Annotated in this window: 21 protein-coding genes; 17 read left to right on the forward strand and 4 right to left on the reverse strand. The window is 69.1% G+C overall.

Annotated features, from left to right (window positions below):
• The first annotated feature begins 72 nt into the window (after positions 1–72).
• From AC5Y4Q_RS15285 to AC5Y4Q_RS15295, 3 genes are read left to right on the forward strand one after another with little or no spacing between them, the layout of a single operon-like run.
• Positions 73–1590 (forward strand): amidohydrolase, encoded by a 1518-nt coding sequence (locus AC5Y4Q_RS15285; protein WP_499959602.1) that lies wholly within the window; start codon positions 73–75, stop codon positions 1588–1590.
• Positions 1583–3313: an apolipoprotein N-acyltransferase gene (gene lnt / locus AC5Y4Q_RS15290; RefSeq protein ID WP_499959523.1), complete on the forward strand. Its 1731-nt coding sequence runs from the start codon at positions 1583–1585 to the stop codon at positions 3311–3313. The genes AC5Y4Q_RS15285 and lnt overlap by 8 nt, the downstream gene beginning before the upstream one ends.
• Positions 3306–4058: a polyprenol monophosphomannose synthase gene (locus AC5Y4Q_RS15295; protein WP_125224475.1), complete on the forward strand. Its 753-nt coding sequence runs from the start codon at positions 3306–3308 to the stop codon at positions 4056–4058. Before lnt ends, AC5Y4Q_RS15295 begins: the two co-directional genes overlap by 8 nt.
• Positions 4059–4064: 6 nt before the next feature.
• On the opposite strand, the gene AC5Y4Q_RS15300 is transcribed toward AC5Y4Q_RS15295, so the two are convergent.
• Entirely contained in the window at positions 4065–4400 is a 336-nt protein-coding gene (locus tag AC5Y4Q_RS15300; protein ID WP_064920669.1) for an RNA polymerase-binding protein RbpA, read from the reverse strand.
• Between the two features lie 140 nt (positions 4401–4540).
• Here AC5Y4Q_RS15300 and AC5Y4Q_RS15305 point away from each other — a divergent pair, with 140 nt between their 5' ends.
• Positions 4541–4879 (forward strand): hypothetical protein, encoded by a 339-nt coding sequence (locus AC5Y4Q_RS15305; RefSeq protein WP_064920668.1) that lies wholly within the window; start codon positions 4541–4543, stop codon positions 4877–4879.
• 3 nt (positions 4880–4882) lie between these two features.
• On the opposite strand, the gene AC5Y4Q_RS15310 is transcribed toward AC5Y4Q_RS15305, so the two are convergent.
• Positions 4883–5593 (reverse strand): hypothetical protein, encoded by a 711-nt coding sequence (locus AC5Y4Q_RS15310; protein ID WP_064920667.1) that lies wholly within the window; start codon positions 5591–5593, stop codon positions 4883–4885.
• A gap of 151 nt (positions 5594–5744) precedes the next feature.
• Between AC5Y4Q_RS15310 and AC5Y4Q_RS15315 the strand changes: the two genes are divergently transcribed.
• Positions 5745–7253: a carboxylesterase/lipase family protein gene (locus tag AC5Y4Q_RS15315; protein WP_064920666.1), complete on the forward strand. Its 1509-nt coding sequence runs from the start codon at positions 5745–5747 to the stop codon at positions 7251–7253.
• 63 nt (positions 7254–7316) lie between these two features.
• Positions 7317–8900 carry a gamma-glutamyltransferase family protein gene (locus tag AC5Y4Q_RS15320; protein ID WP_499959526.1) on the forward strand — a complete coding sequence of 528 codons (1584 nt, stop codon included), beginning with the start codon at positions 7317–7319 and terminating at the stop codon, positions 8898–8900.
• A gap of 15 nt (positions 8901–8915) precedes the next feature.
• On the opposite strand, the gene AC5Y4Q_RS15325 is transcribed toward AC5Y4Q_RS15320, so the two are convergent.
• Positions 8916–9458 carry an RDD family protein gene (locus tag AC5Y4Q_RS15325; protein ID WP_064920664.1) on the reverse strand — a complete coding sequence of 181 codons (543 nt, stop codon included), beginning with the start codon at positions 9456–9458 and terminating at the stop codon, positions 8916–8918.
• Positions 9459–9557: 99 nt separating this feature from the next.
• Between AC5Y4Q_RS15325 and AC5Y4Q_RS15330 the strand changes: the two genes are divergently transcribed.
• From AC5Y4Q_RS15330 to AC5Y4Q_RS15345, 4 genes are read left to right on the forward strand one after another with little or no spacing between them, the layout of a single operon-like run.
• Positions 9558–9971, forward strand: coding sequence for a DUF2784 domain-containing protein (locus AC5Y4Q_RS15330; protein WP_064920663.1), 414 nt, complete (start codon positions 9558–9560; stop codon positions 9969–9971).
• Positions 9928–10500, forward strand: coding sequence for an isochorismatase family protein (locus tag AC5Y4Q_RS15335; protein WP_499959528.1), 573 nt, complete (start codon positions 9928–9930; stop codon positions 10498–10500). Before AC5Y4Q_RS15330 ends, AC5Y4Q_RS15335 begins: the two co-directional genes overlap by 44 nt.
• Positions 10497–11309, forward strand: coding sequence for a ketosteroid isomerase family protein (locus AC5Y4Q_RS15340; RefSeq protein ID WP_064920661.1), 813 nt, complete (start codon positions 10497–10499; stop codon positions 11307–11309). The genes AC5Y4Q_RS15335 and AC5Y4Q_RS15340 overlap by 4 nt, the downstream gene beginning before the upstream one ends.
• A gap of 32 nt (positions 11310–11341) precedes the next feature.
• The gene (locus AC5Y4Q_RS15345; protein WP_064920660.1) at positions 11342–11785 is read left to right on the forward strand and encodes a TOBE domain-containing protein; all 444 of its coding nucleotides are present in this window, start codon (positions 11342–11344) and stop codon (positions 11783–11785) included.
• A 1-nt stretch (position 11786) separates the two neighbouring features.
• On the opposite strand, the gene AC5Y4Q_RS15350 is transcribed toward AC5Y4Q_RS15345, so the two are convergent.
• Entirely contained in the window at positions 11787–12140 is a 354-nt protein-coding gene (locus AC5Y4Q_RS15350) for a DoxX family protein (protein ID WP_064920659.1), read from the reverse strand.
• Positions 12141–12214: 74 nt separating this feature from the next.
• On the opposite strand from AC5Y4Q_RS15350, the gene AC5Y4Q_RS15355 reads away from it, so the two are divergent.
• Genes AC5Y4Q_RS15355 through AC5Y4Q_RS15385 form a run of 7 tightly spaced genes read left to right on the forward strand, consistent with a single transcriptional unit; the run spans position 12215 to position 19930 of the window.
• Positions 12215–13150, forward strand: coding sequence for a sigma-70 family RNA polymerase sigma factor (locus tag AC5Y4Q_RS15355; protein ID WP_499959531.1), 936 nt, complete (start codon positions 12215–12217; stop codon positions 13148–13150).
• 12 nt (positions 13151–13162) lie between these two features.
• Positions 13163–13897, forward strand: coding sequence for an ATP-binding cassette domain-containing protein (locus tag AC5Y4Q_RS15360; RefSeq protein WP_125224470.1), 735 nt, complete (start codon positions 13163–13165; stop codon positions 13895–13897).
• A gap of 3 nt (positions 13898–13900) precedes the next feature.
• A complete protein-coding gene (locus tag AC5Y4Q_RS15365) occupies positions 13901–15814 on the forward strand; it encodes a YhgE/Pip domain-containing protein (RefSeq protein ID WP_064920656.1) in 1914 nt (637 codons plus the stop codon).
• A gap of 6 nt (positions 15815–15820) precedes the next feature.
• Complete coding sequence (locus AC5Y4Q_RS15370; protein ID WP_064920655.1) at positions 15821–17140, forward strand: ABC transporter substrate-binding protein; 1320 nt, start codon at positions 15821–15823, stop codon at positions 17138–17140.
• Complete coding sequence (locus AC5Y4Q_RS15375) at positions 17137–18021, forward strand: carbohydrate ABC transporter permease (protein ID WP_064920654.1); 885 nt, start codon at positions 17137–17139, stop codon at positions 18019–18021. Before AC5Y4Q_RS15370 ends, AC5Y4Q_RS15375 begins: the two co-directional genes overlap by 4 nt.
• A complete protein-coding gene (locus AC5Y4Q_RS15380; protein WP_499959534.1) occupies positions 18018–18857 on the forward strand; it encodes a carbohydrate ABC transporter permease in 840 nt (279 codons plus the stop codon). The genes AC5Y4Q_RS15375 and AC5Y4Q_RS15380 overlap by 4 nt, the downstream gene beginning before the upstream one ends.
• A 2-nt stretch (positions 18858–18859) precedes the next feature.
• On the forward strand, positions 18860–19930 hold the full coding sequence (locus AC5Y4Q_RS15385; protein WP_064920652.1) for an ABC transporter ATP-binding protein: 1071 nt from the start codon (positions 18860–18862) through the stop codon (positions 19928–19930).
• Positions 19931–19958: the final 28 nt, after the last annotated feature.

The raw sequence follows: 19958 nt of genomic DNA on the forward strand, positions 1-19958 counted from the left end.
GTGTCCGGGGCCCCCACGTTGCTGCTGCTCGGCGGCCGCATTCACAGCCCGACGCATCCGGAGGCCACGGCGATGGCGGTCCGCGACGGGCTGGTCGCCTGGCTGGGCAGCGATGCGGTGGGCCGCGAGCAGTTCCCCCGGGCCGAGGTGCTCGACCTCGACGGGGCTTTGGTGACACCGGCTTTCGTGGACAGCCACGTCCATGTCACCGAGACGGGGCTGTGCCGCACCGGCCTGGATCTGCGGCCGGCCACTTCCCGGCGGCACTGTTTGCAGCTGATCGCCGACTACGCGGCGGCCCATCCCGATCAGCCGATCTGGGGCCACGGCTGGGATGAAACCGGCTGGCCGGACGATGCGGCGCCGGACACCGCGGCGCTCGACGCGGTGGTGGGGGACCGGCCTGCCTACCTGTCTCGCGTCGACGTCCACTCCGCGCTGGCCTCCAGCGGGCTGCGTCGCCGGGTGCCGGGCCTGGAACACCACCCCGCGACGCCGCTGTCCGGTGCGGCCCACCACCGGGTGCGTGCGGTGGCGCGCACTCTGCTCACCGCCGAGCAGCGCGCCGCTGCCCGCACCGCCGCGCTCGACGCCGCGGCCGCGGCCGGCATCGTCGCGGTCCACGAGTGCGCCGGCCCGGATATCGGTGGCCTCGACGACTGGCGAGAGCTGCGGGCGCTGGACCACGGTGTCGAGGTCATCGGTTATTGGGGCGAACCGGTCCACAGCGCCGCCCAGGCCCGAGAACTGCTCGCCGACACCGGCGCCCGCGGTCTCGGCGGTGACCTGTTCGTCGATGGCGCTTTGGGCTCGCACACCGCCTGGCTGCACGAGCCCTACGCCGACGCTGCAGACTGCACCGGCGTGTGCCACCTGGACGCCGACACCGTCGGCGCCCATCTGTGGGCCTGCACCGAGGCGGGCGTGACCGCCGGGTTCCATGTCATCGGCGACGCCGCGGTGTCATCGGTCGTTGCGGCTCTGGAACAGGTGGTCGAGCGCTTCGGCGTTGCCGCGGTGGCGCGCTGCGGGCACCGGCTCGAGCACCTGGAGATGGTCAGCGCCGAGCAGGCCGCCAAGCTGGGATCCTGGGGCGTGATCGCCAGTATGCAACCCGTTTTCGACTCGCTCTGGGGCGGCGAGGGCGGGATGTACGCCCAGCGGCTGGGCGCGCAGCGCGCCGCCGGGCTGAACCCGTTGGCGCTGTTAGCATCCCAAGGCGTGCCCCTCGCGTTCGGTTCCGACAGCCCGGTGACCACGCTCGATCCCTGGGCCACGGTGCGCGCGGCCGCACACCACCGCACCCCGGGCAGCGCGGTGTCGATGCGGGCGGCCTTCGCCGCCGCCACTCGCGGCGGCTGGCGAGCCGCCGGGGTCAACGACGGCATCAGCGGAACCCTGGTGCCCGGTGCACCCGCGTCCTACGCGGTCTGGGACGTCACTCGGCTGGCCGTTCAGGCGCCCCGCGACTCCGTTCAGCGCTGGTCGACCGATCCGCGCTCTCGAGTGCCTGCGCTACCGGTGCTGGAATCCGGTGACGCGCCGCGGTGCCGGCGCACCGTGCACCGGGGAGTGGTCCTGCATGGCTGAGGCCGCCGACGATCCGGCCGGTCCCGACGCCGACGCCCAGTCAGAGCCTGCCGGCCCGAACCGACTGGAGCGCCTGGGCGTTGCGACCGCCGACCGCTGGGCCCAGCTGGCGGCCGCGGTGGGTGCCGGCATGCTGCTGCGCGCCGGCTTCCCTCCGCTGAACTGGTGGTGGGCGGCGATCCTGGCATTCGCGCTGCTGGGCTGGGTGCTGACTCACCGCACGACCACCGTCGCCGGGGGTTTCGGGTACGGCCTGCTGTGCGGTCTGGCGTTCTATCTGCCGTTGCTGCCCTGGGTCGGCGGTCTGGTCGGCGCGCTGCCGTGGCTGGTGTTGACGCTGATGTGTGCGCTGTTTCCCGCCGTGTTCGGTGCGGCGGCGGTGGTGGTGCGCGGCGTTCCGGGCTGGCCGATCTGGTTCGCCCTGCTGTGGGCGGCCCAGGAATGGGCGAAGTCGGTGATCCCGTTCGGCGGGTTCCCTTGGGGCGCGGTGGGTTACGGGCAAACGGCGGGACCGCTGCTACCGCTGGTGGCCCTGGGCGGGGTTCCGCTGCTCTCGACCGCCGTGGTGCTGACCGGCTGCGCCGCCACCGCGCTGACCGTGGAGATCGAGCGGTGGCTGCGCGAGGAACCGACGACCCGCGGCGCCGACCGACCGCCGGCGGTGCTGCTGCCGGGCCTGTGCATCTGCCTGGTGCTGCTGGCCGCGATCGTGGTGTGGCCCGGTGTGCGCCGCTCGGGGGCGGGCGCCGGTGATGATCCGGCGATCACCGTGGCGGCGGTGCAGGGCAACGTGCCGCGCCTCGGACTCGACTTCAACGCCCAGCGCCGTGAGGTGCTGGACTATCACGTCCGCGAAACCCTGCGGTTGGCCGACGACGTCGAGGCCGGCCGGGTCCCGCACCCGCTGTTCGTAATCTGGCCGGAGAACGCCTCCGACATCGATCCGACCGCGAACGCCGATGCCGCTCAACAGATCACCGTGGCCGCGCAGGCGATCGATGCCCCGATTCTGGTAGGCACGGTGCGGGCGGCACCGGGCTGGACCCGCGACAACCCGGAGGCGACGAATTCGGTGCTGGTGTGGGATCCGCGCACCGGGCCGGGGGACAGCCACGACAAACGGATCGTCCAGCCGTTCGGGGAGTACCTGCCGTGGCGCGGGTTCTTCCGGCACTTGTCGGGCTACGCCGACCGCGCGGGGTATTTCGTCCCGGGCCATGGCGACGGGGTGGTGCAGGTCGCCGGCGTTCCGGTCGGGGTGGCCACCTGCTGGGAGGTGATCTTCGACCGCGCGCCGCGGCAATCGGTGCTGGCCGGCGCCCAGCTGCTGGCGGTGCCGACCAATAACGCCACCTTCGACGAGACGATGAGCGAACAGCAGCTGGCGTTCGCCAAGGTGCGCGCGGTCGAACACGACCGCTACGTCGTGGTCGCCGGGACCACCGGCATCAGCGCCGTGATCGCGCCCGACGGTCGCGAGCTGGCCCGCACCGGGTTCTTCGAAGCCGCCTACCTGGACAGCCACCTGCGGCTCAAGACCTCGCTGACCCCGGCGACCCGGTGGGCGCCGATCCTGCAAGGGGTGCTGGTCGGCGCAGCTGTTGCGGGCCTGCTGGCGGCCATACTGCAAAATGGACACTTCATGCGCGGCCGGAAGCGGCAGTGGTTCAAGGGGCGTCCTGCCGGCGCCGAGGTAAACAGGAGGAGCGGCGCCGATGACTGAGCGTCCCAGTCTGCACACCCTGGTGGTGATCCCCACCTACAACGAGCTGGAGAACCTGCCGATCATCGTGGGCCGGTTGCAGCAGGCCCGCCCGGACGTGCACGTGCTGGTCGTCGACGACGGCAGCCCCGACGGCACCGGCAAGCTCGCCGATGAGCTGGCGGTCGCCGACCCCGAACGCATTCACGTGATGCACCGGACCGCCAAGGCCGGGCTGGGCGCGGCCTACCTGGCGGGTTTCGCCTGGGGCCTGGCCCGCCACTACGAGGTGATCGTCGAGATGGATGCCGACGGCAGCCATGCCCCCGAACAGCTGTACCGGTTGTTGGACGCCATCGACGCGGGCGCCGACCTGGCGATCGGTTCGCGCTACGTCGACGGCGGGGCGGTACGCAACTGGCCGGTGCGCCGCCTGGTGCTGTCCAAAACCGCCAACACCTACGCGCGGCTGCTACTCGGGGTCGGCATCCACGACATCACCGCGGGCTACCGCGCCTACCGGCGCGGGGTACTGGAAAAAATCGGCCTGGACGCGGTGGACTCCAAGGGATACTGCTTCCAGGTCGACCTCACCTGGCGCGCCGTCAACAACGGCTTCACCATCACCGAAGTGCCGATCACGTTCACCGAGCGTGAACTGGGCGTCTCCAAGATGAGCGGCTCGAATATTCGCGAAGCGATGGTCAAAGTCGCCCGCTGGGGGATCGGCGGCCGGGTGAACCGGCTGCGGGGCGGACGCGGCTAAGGCGGTCTAGCTCCGCCGCTTCGACTTGATCAGCTCCAGCCGCTCCTTGAGCAGCTCTTCGAGGTCTTCGATCGAACGACGCTCCAGCAGCATGTCCCAGTGCGTACGCGGCGGCTTGACCTTCTTTGGCTCGGGCAGGTCGCCCTCGACGAGGGTGCCTTCCAGGCCGTTGCGGCACATCCAGGTGCCGGGGATCTCCGCGTCGTCGGCGAACGGAACCTCGAACTCTTCGCCGTTTTCGGTGCGGTACCGCGCGATGCGGCGCGGCGCCAGGTCATGGTTGCGGTCGGTCTCGTAGCTCACGGCTCCCAGCCGACTGCCCCGCAGAACACGATCAGCCATCGACCCACACTCCTTATGCCTGTCAGTGAAAATGTCTCGCGGTAGTCAACGCGAACGGGCCCTGTGCAGTTCCCGGCGCATGCGGCGCGACCCTCAATGATACCGGGATCCTCCCGGGTACCGGACTAAGGTAGTCAGCCGTGCCACGCAGTCCCCGCCCGCAACCGTGTCGATGGTGCGGCCGTGACGTGGGCGACGCCGGTATCGGGCGGCGCCGGCAGTATTGTCGGCAATCCTGCCGGCAGCGCGCCTACGAACAGCGGGCCCTGATCAGCAGCGGTAAGACGACCGCGCTGGCCCCCGACGCCGTGGTGCTCTCGGCCGAGGAGGCCACGGCCCTGTCCGACCGGGTGTATCAGGTCCGCTGCGCGGCCGAAGACATCGCGACCGCGCTGGCCGAGGACGCTCCCCGCGAGGAGCTGCAGCAACTCTGTGACGCGCTGCTACGCGCCGTCGACTCCGCCGACCGCTGGCGCTGAGCGTCAGCTTGCGCAGCTGAACAGCTTGCCGGCGTCGGCGGGCGGCGGAACCGGGCGCAGGCAGCCGAAAACCGCGATGTCCTCGGGGCTGAACCGCACCGCCGAGCGGTGGGCGTAGTTCACGCAGAACAGCCCAGCGCGATCCGCCCGGCACCGGTAATCGCCGAACGACAGCGTCGATCCGTCGGGCAACTCCGCCCCATCACCGTGCACAAACCGGCCCGGGTCACCGTGCGCGGACCCCACCTGCAGCGTGTTGCCGCCGTAGTCGACCCAGCCGCCCTTCCACTGCCCGTAGATCTCTGCGGGCTGCGCCGGCGGATTGACCAGGTCCACCACGCAGGCCAGTGCGCCATCAGCGGACCCGGAATCGGTCATGCAGTTGGTGGCGCGGTGCGGCGCGGCCGGCACCGTGAAGGCCACCTCGTCGACGAGGTCGGTGGTGACCCCGTCCCGGGTGGCGCTGTGGTAGCCCGCCGCATCGACGGGCCGTCCGGCCTCGATCCAGGCGATCACCTCGGCGATCGCCGCACCCGGAGCCGGCGGTGCCGACGGGACGGATGACGACGACGTCGGCGAGGCGGGCACCGATGATGCACCGGTGGTCGTTGCCGGGCTGGACGGGCCGGTCGCGCTGGGCTCCGGTTCGCCGACGGTTGCGCGGGAACACCCGGCGATCAACAGCAGCACAGCGATGAGCCCGGCGAGACGCATGCCGTTAGGCTAACCGCCGGGTTTACGCGGCGGTCCAGCATCACCTCTCCTTCATCGAGGTTCGCTAACCGCCGGGCCCAAGCGGCGGTCCAGCATCACCTCTCCTTCGTCGAGGTTCGCTAACCGCCGGGCGGTTCGCTACCGTTCGCTCATGCATAACCACCCTGTGCAGGCCAGCATCGCCACGGGCGTCGTGGAGGGTTTCGCAAGTGGCGGGGTGCGTCGATGGCGCTCAATTCCGTATGCCCGGCCGCCGGTCGGCCCGCTGCGGTTCCGGGCACCCCAGCCAGCGCAGCCGTGGTCGGGGGTGCGGCACTGCCACGGGTTCACCAACTGCGCACCGCAGGAGCGGATGTACACCATCCTGAGCCCGGGTCGCTTCCAGCCGACCGGCGAGGACTGCCTGACCCTCAACGTGGTGGCTCCCGACGAGGCCGGTGCCGGCCCGCTGCCCGTCATGGTGTTCATCCATGGTGGCGGCTACATCCTGGGCAGCTCGGCGACCCCGATCTACGACGGGGCGGCGCTGGCCCGGCGCGGCTGCGTCTACGTCTCGGTCAACTACCGGCTCGGGGCGCTGGGATGCCTGGACCTGTCGTCGCTGTCGACCTCCGAGGTCACCATCGACAGCAACCTGTACCTGCGCGATCTGCTGCTGGCCTTGCACTGGGTGCGGCAGAACATCGCCGCCTTCGGCGGTGACCCCGAGAACGTCACGATCTTCGGCGAAAGCGCCGGCGCGCACATCGTCGCCACCCTGCTCGGGGTACCCGAGGCCGAGGGCCTGTTCGCCCGCGCGATCGCCGAAAGCCCCGCCGCGGGAATGGTCCGCAGCCCCGAGATGGCCGCGGAGTTCGCCCGCCGCTTCGCCGCCCTGCTCGGGGTCCGCCCCGCCGATGCCGCGCCGACGCTGCTGCGGGTGTCGCCGACGGAGTTGGTGGCGGCCCAAAACCGATTGCTCACCGAGGGCACCCGCGACATGCTGGGCGCGTTCCCGATCGGCCCGGTTTTCGGCGACGACCTGCTGCCGCTGGATCCGGTCGAGGCGATGCGGCGCGGTGCGGCCCACCGGGTGCCGCTCATCGTCGGCAGCAACGCCGAGGAGGGACGCTTGTTCACCCGGTTCCTGAAGATGCTGCCGACGACCGAGCCGATGGTCGAGGCGGTGCTGGCCAACACCGAGGAAGGCGTGCGCGACCGCATCATCGCCGCCTACCCGGATTATCCGAGCCGAACGGCCTGCATCCGGCTCGGCGGCGATTTCGCCTTCAACGCGGCAGTCTGGGAGATCGCCGAGGCGCACGCGGCTCATGCGCCCACCTACGTGTACCGCTACGACTTCGCGCCGCGGGTGCTGCGCTGGTCGGGCCTGGGCGCCACCCATGCCACCGAATTGTTCGCCGTGTTCGACGTCTACCGCAGCGGTGGCTTGGGCCGCTTGCTCACCGCCGGTGCGGATCGCCGGGCGGCGCTACGGGTCAGTGGCCAGGTGCAGCGCCGCTGGCGGGCCTTCAGCCGCGACGGGGTGCCCGGCGACGACTGGCCGGTCTACACCCCGACCGACCGTCCGGTGATGGTGTTCGACCGTACGACCCGGGTGGAATTCGACCCGACGCCCGAACGCCGCAGGGCCTGGGAGGGATTCTCGCTGGCCCGCTGATGGTTGCAGCCCGCCGGCCGGCGGACCGTTGAGCGGTCGGCTCCGGCGTGCAACGATCCGGGAGTGCCCGTGCCGTTCGGCTGGACCTCGGCATATGCCTGGCCGCGTCAACCCGTTGTGGCCGGCAACGTGGTGTGCACCTCACAGCCGCTGGCCGCCCAAGCCGGCCTGCAGATGCTTGCCGACGGTGGTAACGCGGTGGACGCCGCCGTCGCCGCGGCCGTCACTCTCACCGTGGTGGAACCGGTCTCCAATGGGATCGGCTCGGACGCGTTCGCCATCGTGTGGGACGGGCAGCGGCTGCACGGACTGAACGCCTCCGGTCGCTCACCGGCGGCATGGACGCCGGACTACTTCCACGGCAACGCGATTCCAGCCCTCGGCTGGAATTCGGTCACCGTTCCGGGCGCGGTATCGGGGTGGATCGCACTGCACGGCGCCTTCGGCAGACTCCCGTTGGGGCGACTCTTCGAGCCGGCGATCCACTACGGCCGCAACGGCTTCCTGGTCTCGCCCACGGTTGCCCACCAATGGGCGGAGCAACTGCCGCGGTTGGTGGCTCAGCCAGGCTTCGCCGAAACGTTCATGCCCGGCGGCCGCGCCCCCAAACCGGGTGAGCGGGTCACGTTGGCCGACCATGCTCTGACCCTGGAGAAGATCGCCGCCACCGGGGGTGAGGCGTTCTATCGCGGAGAATTGGCGGCGGCGATGGCGGCGCACGCAGCGGCCCACGACGGTGCCCTGCGGTCCTCCGATCTTGCCGCGCACCGCGCCGACTGGGTCGGCACCATCGCCGGCGATTACCGCGGCTACACCGTTCACGAGCTCCCGCCCAATGGCCAGGGAATCGTCGCACTTATCGCCCTGGGAATTCTCGCAGAGTTCGATATGGCCTCAGCCCCAGTCGATTCCGCCGACAGCGTGCATCTTCAGATCGAGGCCGTCAAGCTGGCCTTCGCCGATGCGCACGCCTATGTCGGCGACATCGACCACATGCGGGTGCGTCCCGAAGCCCTGTTGGACCGGGCGTATCTGCAGCGGCGCGCCGCCGAGATCGACCGGGGCAGGGCCAAGCCGGCCGTCGCGGGCGCGCCCCGCGGGGGCACCGTGTGTCTCACGGCTGCGGACGCCGCGGGGATGATGGTGTCGATGACGCAGTCCAATTACTGGGGCTTCGGCTCGGGTGTGGTGGTCCCCGGCACCGGCATCTCGCTGCAGAACCGTGGTGTGGATTTCGTTGCGACACCGGGACATCCGAACCAGGTCGGTCCCGGTAAGCGGCCGTACCACACGATCATTCCGGGCTTCATGACCAAAGCCGGCGCGCCGGTGATGAGCTTCGGTCTGATGGGCGGTGCTATGCAGCCGCAGGGACACGTGCAACTGGTGGTGCGCATCGTCGACCATAGGCAGAATCCGCAGCAATCCTGTGACGCGCCCCGGTTCCGCTGGCTGCAGGGTGAGCAAGTGGCGCTCGAAACCGGTTTTGCCCCGGCAACTCTCGATGAACTGCGCCGGCGCGGCCATGAGCTGGTCGTCGTCGACGACTACCACCGGTTCGGCAGCTGCCAGGCGATCTGGCGGCTCGATGACGGTTATTTCGCTGCTAGCGATCCGCGCCGTGACGGCCAAGCCGTCGGATTCTGACTCTCGAGAACGCGATCAGTCCCGGATCACCCGGGTGCCGCCGGCCAGCTCGTCGTGCTTGCCCTGTTTGGTCGGGCTGCCGCTGATCGTCACCGCGATCACGACGTAGGCCACGAAGGCCAGCAGCGGGCCCAGGTAGGGCAGCACCGCCAGCACGGTGAAGGCGTTGCGGACGGCCGACTGTCCCAGCGTCGGCTTGGACACCCCGTCGGGCCCGCGCACCGCCAGGCCGAGCAGGCGCTTGGCCGGGCTGGCTCCCTGGGTGACCTCGAACAAGACGAAGTAGCCGTAAGTCAGCACACCGGAGAACAGGCCGGTCACCAGGAACGGATAGTCGTCGGCGAACACGAACAGGGACAGGGCGAACGCCACGATGCTGACCAGCACCCCGTCGATGAGCCGGGCCCAGAAGCGCCGGCCCAGCCCGCCCGGCTTCTGCCCCTTCGCCGGCGGCTGCCCCCAGCCCTGCGGCGGCGGATAGGCGCCGGGCTGGCCATAGCCAGGGCCATAACCAGGGCCATAGCCGGGGACGTTCGGGTCAAAACCGCCGGTTGTCATCAGATCCGCTCCTGACTATCAGGTGTCCGCCAATGTACCGTGGCGGTCGCAGACGGAAGCGAATTCTGCGTACGGCGAAACGGCGGGCCTTCTAGGACCATGTACCCCATCGCGGTGGTGCTCATCGTTGCAGTGCACCTGGCCTTCGTCGGCTACGTCATCGCCGGCGGGTTTCTGGCACTGCGCTGGCCGCGCACCATCTGGCTGCATATCCCGGCGGTGGTATGGGGGCTCCTGATCCTCACCGCCCACCTGGACTGCCCGCTGACGTGGCTCGAGCGCGGCGCCCGCGCCGCCGCCGGGATGGCCCCGCTCCCGCCGGAGGGTTTCATCGCCCAGTATCTGGCCGGTGTCGTCTATCCGGCCGCCTGGACCGCAGCAGCCGAGGCCACGGTGCTAGCGGCCGTCATCGCGTCCTGGATGCTCTACGCGCGGGCCGCACTGCGGCGCCGACGATACGGTGGTGGTCATGCGGGCGCTGATCATCGTCGACGTGCAGAACGACTTCTGTGACGGGGGCGCCTTGCCGGTGAGCGGCGCCGTCGACGTCGCGGACGGCATCACCCGCTACCTACACGGCGCGGCCACCCGCGACCGCTACGCCCACGTGGTGGCGACCAAGGATTGGCATATCGATCCCGGGGACCACTTTTCAGCGCACCCGGACTACGTGACGTCCTGGCCGCCGCATTGCCGCGCCGAAACCGCCGGCGCCGATCTTCATCCCGCGCTGAGCACCGACCGGATCGACGAGGTCTTCACAAAAGGCCAATACGACGCCGGATACAGCGGATTCGACGGCGTCGACGGTGACGGCACCGCGCTGGCCGACTGGTTGCACCGGCATGAGGTGGACCGCGTCGACGTAGTCGGCGTCGCCACCGACTACTGTGTGCGCCACACCGCCGAAGACGCGATCCGCGCCGGGTTTGCCACCGCGGTGCTGGCGCAGTTGACCGCGGGGGTGGGCGCCGAATCGTCGGCTGCTGCGGTGGCGGCGATGCGCCGCGCTGGTGTCGTTGTGGTGGAGGCAGCCGGATGACGGACTCGATAGCGCAGGATCTGCTGGTCACGGTCGAGCAGTCGCCGGCCGCCGCGGCCGCCCACGACCGCAGCGGCTGGGTGGGCCTGTTCAGTTCCGACGGCCAGGTGGAGGACCCGGTGGGTTCGCGCCCGCACGTCGGGGCGCAGCAGATCGGCCGCTTCTACGACACGTTCATCGGGCCCCGCGACATCACCTTCCACCGCGACCTGGACATCGTGCACGGGACGACTGTCATCCGGGACCTGCAGCTCGAGGTGGCGATGGGCCCGTCGGTGGTCATGCACATTCCAGCGATCCTGCGCTATGACCTGACCGAAGACCTCACCGAGGCCGGCAGCCGATGGAAGCTGCGTCGGTTGCGCGCCTACTGGGAGCTGCCGGCGATGATGCGCCAGTTCCTCGGCAACGGCCTGGCGGCGGTGCCCGCCGGGGTTGGGCTGTCGCGATCGCTGCTGCGCAACCAGCGCCTCGCCGGCAGCGCCGGCTTCGCTGCCGGGTTTCGCCGGCCGGCCGGTCGGGGCAAGCATCCGGTGCGCACATTCCTCACCGCGATCAGCTCGGGTCAGCTATCCACCGTGACGGCGGCGCTATCGCCCACTGCGACAATGACTTACGGCGACGACACCGCGATAGATCTTGCCGAGCTCGGCGCCCGGCTCGACGGTGCGCGCCCGACGAAGCTGCTGGCGGCCGGCGGCACCGTCGCGGTCTCGATGACTTCGGCGCAGCAGCGCGCGGTGCTTTTCGCCGACGTCGACCGCCGGGGCCAGGCGATGACGGCGATCCGGTACTTCGCACAAGCCTGAGCCAGCGGGCCGGCGAGGATAAGCTCAACGACGTGCCAAGCTTTCGAATTGCCGAAGTCGCCGAACTGCTCGGGGTCAGTGACGACACCGTCCGGCGCTGGATCGACTCCGGTCGCCTCTCGGCGACGACGGGAACCGGCCCCCGGATGGTCGACGGCGCCGAGCTGGCGCGGTTCGCCCAGGAGCGCGCCTCCGTCGAACCGATGTCGCGCAATCCGGTGGTGGGCCAGTCTGCCCGCAACCGGCTCGTCGGGTTGGTCACCAACGTCACTCGGGACACGGTGATGGCACAGGTCGACGTTCAGGCCGGCCCATTCCGGCTGGTGTCGCTGGTCAGCCGGGAAGCCGCCGACGAGCTGCAGTTGCAGCCCGGCAGCCTGGTCGTCGCCTCGGTCAAAGCCACCAACGTCGTCTTGGAACTGCCGCGGCGGGCCGGTTCGGCCGGCCACACCGACCCGGCGGCCGAATTCGGATAACTCAGGCCAGCAGCATCATCAGCGACGCCGTCGACAGCGCCAGGTAGGCGGCCGGAAAACCGATGTTGTACAACACTCCGGCCCGCAGATGCGTCACGACGGCCCCGATGAAGAAGGCGACCAGCCCGGCCGCGGCGGCGACGCCGATCCAGGCCACGCCGGCCAGTCCGATGACCAGGCCGGCGCCCCCCGCCAGCTTCAGCCCGCCCAACAGCGGCAGCCAGGACCGGGGCACCCCCACCTGCGCCGAATTGGCCAGGACGAACTGCGCCGGAATGAAGTCGGCGATCGCGATAGCGATGGTGACGACCGCGGTGACGGTGATGACCGCGAGGTAGACGGTCGATACGCTCATGAGGTTGCTCTTCCTTTCGTCGGCGGATGTGGCTATTCCTATGACTGACGACTCCCGGAACCGAAAGGTGACCCATGAGCAACCCGGGAACGCTGGAGAATCTGGCCCGAGAGTTCGAAGGCCACCGGCCTCGCCTGCATTCGGTGGCCTTTCACCTGCTCGGCTCGACCGCCGACGCCGACGACGCCGTACAGTCGGCCTGGCTCAAAGCCAGCGGCGCCGACTTCGCTGCCGTCGACAACGTGGCGGGCTGGCTCACCACGATCACCGCCCGCACCGCAGTCGACCAGTTGCGCGCGCGTGCCCGGCGCGGCGAACAGCCACTGCCTGACCCCTTGGGCAACGCCGGCAGCGCCGCCGCGCCCGCCGCCGACGAGGAGGTGCTGCGCTCCGAGGCGGTCAGTCGCGCGCTGCTCGTGGTGCTGGACCGATTGTCGCCGGCACAACGGGCGGCCTTCGTCTTGCACGACCTGTTCGACGTCCCCTTCGAGCAGATCGGTGCACTGTTGGACAAATCCCCGGATGCCGCCAAGAAGCTGGCCAGCCGGGCACGCGCCCGGCTGCACGCCGGGCCGGCCGCCGAGCCGCGGCGCCGTGTCGAGCACCTGCAGATCGTCACGGCGTTCCTGGCGGCCTCCCGCGGCGGCGATATCCCCGCGCTGCTGGAGCTGTTGGCGCCCGACGTGGTGCGCCGGGTCGATCCGGTGCTGGTGCCGGCCGGTGTCGCCACCGAAATGCGCGGCGCCCCCGACGTCGCCACCGAGACCAGGCGCTTCACCAGACGCGCACGCGCCGGTGCCGTCCTGCTGATCGACGGCGCCCCCGGGATCGCGATCGCGCCCGGGGGCCGGCTGTTGGCTGCGCTGCACATCGGAATCGGTGCCGACGGGCGCATTCACACCATCGACATCGCCGGCGAGCCGGATCGGCTGCGCCTCCTGACACTGCAACTGCCGGAACCGATGCCCGGTTCTGCTTTGATTGGTCACGCGGACCGATTCGGCGGTTAAAGGGGGAATCCCATGCCAGAGGAAGCGAAGGCTCCCGAGGAGAAGCCCGTGGCGGTCAGAGCGCGCGGGATCTCGATGACCGGCCCGTGGGGGCGGGTTTTCGGGCCACTCGACTTGGACATCGAGGCCGGTGGGGTCACGGTGCTGGTCGGCCCGCCCGGCTCGGGACGCACCGCGCTGCTGATGAACCTGGCGGGCCGGATGAAACCGTCTACCGGAACGGTCGCGGTGTTGGGCCACGACAAACCTCGCGACATCTTCGGCGTCTCCGCCCTGGCTGGAGTCGAACAACTCGACGCGATCTTCGAATCGGTGACGGTGCGCGACCTGATCACCGAACAACTCCGCTGGGACGCACCCTGGTATCGGCTGGTGCCGCGCGCCAGCGAAACCGAGCGTGACGCCGTCTGCCGGCCGGTCTTCGGCGAGCTGCCACTGCCGCAACTGCACGCCTACGTCGAGCAGCTCGACGAACTGACCGGGCTGCTGTTGCGCATCGCGCTGGCCAACACCGCGCGGCCACCGCTGTTGGTGGTCGGCAGCATCGATCAGGTCACCAGCGACCGCGACCGCGCCACCCTGATCGGCCGGCTGGTCGCGCTGGGCGAGCAGCAGACCGTGATCACCGCGTCGGCCAACCCGGTACCTGAGGGCTCGGGAGTCGCAGCGCAGATCCACGTCGAGCATCTGGAGCCGGCCGAGCCGGCCCACAGCAGCCACGGCCGCCACGAGAAGGGGGACGAGTAGACCATGCTCGCCGGAATGTCGCTGGGCACCGACCTCAAACGCTACTCGCGCGGCACCATGCCGCGGCTGGCCCTGATCACCATCATCGTGCTGCCACTGCTCTACGGCGCCATGTACCTGTGGGCGTTTTGGAATCCGTTCGCCGCCATCGACAAGATCCCGGTCGCCCTGGTCAACCAGGACAGCGGTGCCACCGTCTCCGGAGACCAGTTGCACGCCGGTGACGAGGTCACCCGTGCACTCGTCGACTCCGGCCAGCTCGATCTGCATCAGGTATCGGAAAGCGAAGCTGCCAAAGGGGTTTCCGACGGCACCTACTATTTCTCGATCACCCTGCCGCAGGACTTCAGCGCGGCGGTGGTGTCGCCCGCGGGTCCGCACCCGCAGAAGGCGCAGATCCAGTTCCGGTTCAACGACGCCAACAACTATCTGGCGTCGGTCATGGGACAGAACGCCGCCCGTGAGGTCCTCAACGAAGTCAGCGCCAAGGTCGGCCAGCAGGTGATCGGTACCGCACTGACCCAGGTGACCGACGAGGTCAAGAAGGCGGCCGACGGCGCCAGGCAGCTATCCGACGGCTCAAATCTTTTGGCGGACAATCTCGGCACCGCACGCGACGGTGCAGCGGCACTCGCCGACGGCAGCCGCAGGCTGGCGGCGGGGATCCAGCAGGCCACCGATCCGCTGCTGAAGCTGACCGACGACCTCGGCGCCATGGGCTTGGACCCGAACGCCGCGGGCGCTGCCGCTACCGCATTGAGCGGCAACATCAAATCCGTGTCCGACCGGATCGCGGCGCTCAACGTCAACTACCAGCAGGCCGCTGGAATCGTCAACCAGGTGGTGGACGCCTTGCACGCCAACCCCGACCCGGCGGTGCGCGGTCTCGGCGACACGTTGGCCGGTGCGCAACGTCTCCTCGCCATCAAGGGAATCGACCCCGCCACCGACGAGGGCCTCGCCAAGCTGCGCGCCAACACCCAACAGCTGGAGAGCGACTTGGCCGACCCCAACAGCGGGTTGCGTACGCTCATGGCCCACGCGCTGGACGGTGGCCTCAAGAACGATCTGGTCACGCTGCGCAACGGCGCAACCGATCTCGACGCGGGCACACACAAGCTCAGCGACGGGCTGGTCCAGCTGGCCGACGGCGGCAACCAACTCAAAGACGGCGCCGCGCAGTTGGCCACCGGGCTGGGTGAGGCGGATCAGCGCGCCTCGACGATCACTGACCAGCAGCGCGTCGAAGTGGCGCAGATCCTGGCCAGCCCGGTCGGGGTCGATATGGACTTCACCCATCACGCCGCCACGTTCGGCACCGGCTTCGCCCCGTTCTTCCTGCCGCTGGCGTTGTTCATCGGCTCGCTGATCGTGTGGATGTTGCTGACACCGCTGCAGACTCGCGCCATCGTGAACGGCCTCGGCGCACTGCGGGTGGTGTTGGCCTCCTACTGGCCCGCCCTGCTGCTGGGCCTGTGCCAGGTGGTGCTGATGTATGCGGTGGTGCATTTCGGCGTCGGGTTGCAGGCGCGCTACGCCGCGGGGACGGTCGCGTTCCTGGCCTTGATCGCCGCGTCGTTCCTGGCCCTGATCCAGGCGTTCAACGCCGTGCTCGGTGTGGCGGTCGGCCGGGTGTTCACCCTGGCCTTCCTGATGTTCCAGCTGGTGTCGTCCGGCGGGGTGTATCCGGTCGAGACGACGGCGAAACCGTTCCAGATCCTGCACCCCTACGATCCGATGACCTACGCGGTCAACGGTTTACGTCAGCTGACTGTCGGCGGTATCGATGCTCGGCTGTGGACGTCGGTGGGGGTGCTGGCCGGGATTCTGGTGGTGTCGTTGGCGGCCAGCAGCTGGGCCGCGCGCCGAGATCGCCAGTACACCCTCGAACGGCTCTATCCGCCGATCGAAGTGTGACAGGCCTTGCAGCGGCGCACGTTTCTGCGCGGTGCCGGCCTCGTCGGCGCCGCCGCCGCCCTGGCGCCCGTCCCGGCGGCGTGCAGCGCCGACGACGACGCACTGACCTTTTTCTTCGCGGCCAACCCGGAAGAGGCCGACACCAGGATGGGCATCGTGAAGGCATTCGAGCGCCGGCATCCTGGCATCCGGGTGCGCACCGTGCTGGCCGGGGGAGACCCCACGCAGCAGATCTCGACCTTCTGCGCCGGCGGCCGATGCCCCGATGTGCTGATGGCTTGGGAGTTCAACTATGCGGGACTGGCCGACCGGGGCGTGCTGGCAGACCTCAATCCGCTGTTGGACGCCGACCGGGAGTTCGCCGCGGCCTTGCGCGCCGAGAGCATCCCGGCGCTGTATGAAACCTTCGGCTTCAGCGGTGGCCAGTACGCCTTCCCGGAGCAGTGGTCGGGGGCGTTCTTGTTCTACAACACCCGGCTCTTCGCCGAAGCCGGTGTGCCGCCACCGCCCGGACGCTGGGACCAGCCCTGGACGTTCGACGAATTCCTAGACACCGCAACCGCGTTGACCCGCCGCGCACCCAACGGCCGGACTACCCAGTGGGGGTTCGTCGACACCTGGTCACCGCCCTACACCGCGGCCCTGTTCGGGATGAACAACGGCACGCCGTGGGCCGTACCGCGGCTCAACCCTACCCACCTCAACTTCGACGACGGCGACTTCCTCGACGGCATCCAGTTCTACGCCGACCTGTCCAACCGGCACCGGGTGGCCCCCGCCGCATCCGACACCCAGGCGATATCCACCATGGGCCTGTTCACCGCGGGCCAGGCGGCGATGGCGCTCGGCGGCCACTGGCGCTACCAGACGTTCGCGCAGGCCGAGGGGCTCGACTTCGACGTGGCGGTCTTGCCCACCGGGCCGGCTGCGGCCGCCAAGGGGATGGCTGCCCGCTCAGCGATCGGTAGCACCGGCCTGGCGATCGCCGCGGCCAGCCGCCGCCGGGAACAGGCTTGGGAGTTCGTCAAATTCGCTGCCGGGCCGGCGGGACAGGCGCTGATCGGGGAGTCCGGCCTCTTCGTTCCGGTGCTGCGTTCGGCGATCGCCGCACCCGGGTTCGCCGCCGCCCACACCGGTATCGGCAATCTGGCGGTGCTCACCGGCGGGCCGGCCCACGCCGAGGGACTCCCGATCTCACCGGAGTGGCAGAAGGTGCACGCCCTGATGGACCGGGCCATCGGGCCGGTGCTGCGCGGGAAACTGCCCGCGGCGAGTCTGAAGACCGAGCTGTCACCCCAGATCGACGAGGTCTTGGCCACCGCATGAACCCGACACGCAGGCGCGCACGGGCGGGACGCTGGTTCATCGCCCCGAACCTGGCGGCGGTCGCGGTGTTCATGGCGTTCCCGCTCGCGTTTTCGCTCTACATGAGCGTCCAGCACTGGGACCTGTTCAGCCCGCCGGAGTTCGTCGGCGCGGTCAACTTCCGCGACCTACTCACCGACGATCCGCTGTTCGGTATCGCCGTCCGCAACACGGCGGTGTTCACCGTCGGCACCGTGCTCCCGACGGTGGTGATCAGTTTGGCGGTGGCGGGCTTGTTGAACCGCAAGATCACCGGCATCGGGCTGTTCCGGGCGATCGCCTTCCTTCCGCTGGCGGTGTCCTCGGTGGTGATCGCGGTGGTGTGGCAGTTCGTGTTCAACACCGACAGCGGGTTGCTCAACATCATGCTCGGCTGGTTCGGCATCGCGCCGGTGCCGTGGCTGACCGAGCCGCACTGGGCGATGGCGTCGCTGTGTCTGGTCAGCGTCTGGAAGAGCGTGCCGTTCGCGACGGTCATTCTGTTGGCAGCCATGCAAGGTGTGCCGGAGTCGCTGTACGAGGCGGCCCGCATCGACGGCGCCGGCGAGTTTCGGCGCTTCGTGTCCATCACGGTGCCGATGATCCGCGGCGCCGTGTGGTTTGTGGTGGTGATCTCAGTCATCAACGCGTTTCAGGCATTTGATCTGGTTTACGTCCTCACCGGAAGCAGCGGCGGCCCCGAGACCGGCACCTACGTGTTGGCCATCATGCTGTTCCAGCAGGCGTTCGCCTTCCTGGACTTCGGTTACGCCTCCGCGCTGGCATGGGTGATGTTCGCCGTGCTGCTGACCCTGACGATCATCCAGCTGCGGTTGTCCCGGCGAAACGCGGTGGACCAGTGACTCGCCAGGCTTCGCGGCACCGCATCGGTCGGCTGCTCGCCGTCTACGCCGGCCTGGCCGGTGTCGCCGCCTGTGCACTGTTCCCCATTCTGTGGGCGTTGTCAGGGTCGCTGAAACGCCAGGCCGAGATCAGTCAGCCGATGTTGTTGCCGGCCCATCCGCAGTGGTCGAACTACCTTGAGGTGTTCGCCCGAATGCCGTTCTGGCGGATGTTGTTCAACACCATTCTCTATGCCGGCGCTGTGACGGCAGGGCAGGTGTTCTTCTGCTCGCTGGCGGGCTACGCGTTTGCCCGGCTCCCGTTCACCGGACGCGACACGCTGTTCGTGCTGTACCTGGCCACGCTGATGGTGCCGTTGACGGTCACCGTGATTCCGCAGTTCATCTTGATGCGGGTGTTCGGGTGGACCGACACCATGTGGGCGATGATCATCCCGGGGCTGTTCGGCAGTGCCTTCGGCACCTATCTGATGCGGCAGTTCTTCGCGACGCTACCCATCGACTTAGAGGAGGCGGCCATTCTGGACGGATGCTCGCCGTGGCAGGTCTATTGGCGGATTCTGTTGCCGCACGCCAAACCGGCGGTGATGGTGCTCGCGGTACTGACTTGGATCAACGTCTGGAACGATTTTTTGTGGCCGCTGTTGATGATCCAACGCAAGAGCATCGCCACCCTTACCCTCGGACTGGTGTGGATGCAGGGGGAGTACGTCGCCGAGTGGCCGGTGCTGATGGCGGCGTCCATGCTGATGCTGGCGCCGCTGATCCTGATTTACGCGGTGGCCCAACGCGCCTTCATCAGCGGCATCGCCGCCACCGGATTCGGTGGACGCTAGCCATGGCTTCGGTGACGTTCGATTCGGTGACCCGGCGCTATCCCGGTGCCGACCGCCCCGCGCTGGACGCCTTGAACCTGGCCGTCGAGGACGGCGAGTTCATGGTGCTGGTAGGGCCGTCCGGCTGCGGCAAGACGACCACGCTGCGGATGCTGGCCGGCTTGGAACCGGTTGATGCGGGCCGGATCTGCATCGGCAATACTGATGTCACCGCGACCGACCCCGGCGCCCGCGATATCGCCATGGTGTTCCAGAACTATGCGCTATACCCGCACATGACGGTGGCGCAGAACCTGGGTTTCGCCCTCAAGGTCGCCAAGACGCCGAAAGCCGAGATCCGCACCCGGGTGACCGAGACCGCTCGGCTGCTGGGCTTGGAAGCGCACCTGGGTCGCAAGCCCAAGGATCTGTCCGGGGGTGAGCGTCAGCGGGTGGCGATGGGCCGGGCGATCGTGCGTCGCCCGCAGGTGTTCTTGATGGACGAGCCGCTGTCGAATTTGGATGCCATGCTGCGGGTGCAGACCCGCAATCAAATCGCCGAACTGCAACGCCGGTTGGGCATCACCACCGTCTATGTCACCCACGACCAGGTGGAGGCGATGACGATGGGCGACCGGGTGGCGGTGTTGCGCGACGGGGTGCTGCAACAGTGTGCGCCGCCACGCGAGCTCTACCGCACCCCGGCCAACGTGTTCGTCGCCGGGTTCATCGGCTCACCGGCGATGAACCTGTTCACCGTGCCGGTGATCGATGGAGCGGTGACGTTGGGCGGCTATACCGTGACGGTGCCGCGCGAAATCGCCTCGAGCCCAGCTGAACTGGTGATCGGCGTGCGGCCAGAGCATCTCGTGCTCAGTGACGGCGGTTTCGACGTCGAGGTGGATCTGGTCGAGGAACTCGGCGCTGACGCCTACGTGTACGGCGGAATCATCGAATCAGGGGCAACCTCGCGCCGGCCCGTTACCGCCCGGGTTGGGGGCGACAACTCCGTGCGGCGCGGTGAGCGCCTGCGGTTGCGCCCCGACCCTGAGCACGTGCACTTCTTCAGTGTGGACGGCATGCGGCTCGGGTAGCGCAGCCCGCTGCATATCTCGGCAAAAC

The organism is Mycobacterium sp. NGS16, assembly GCF_059813225.1.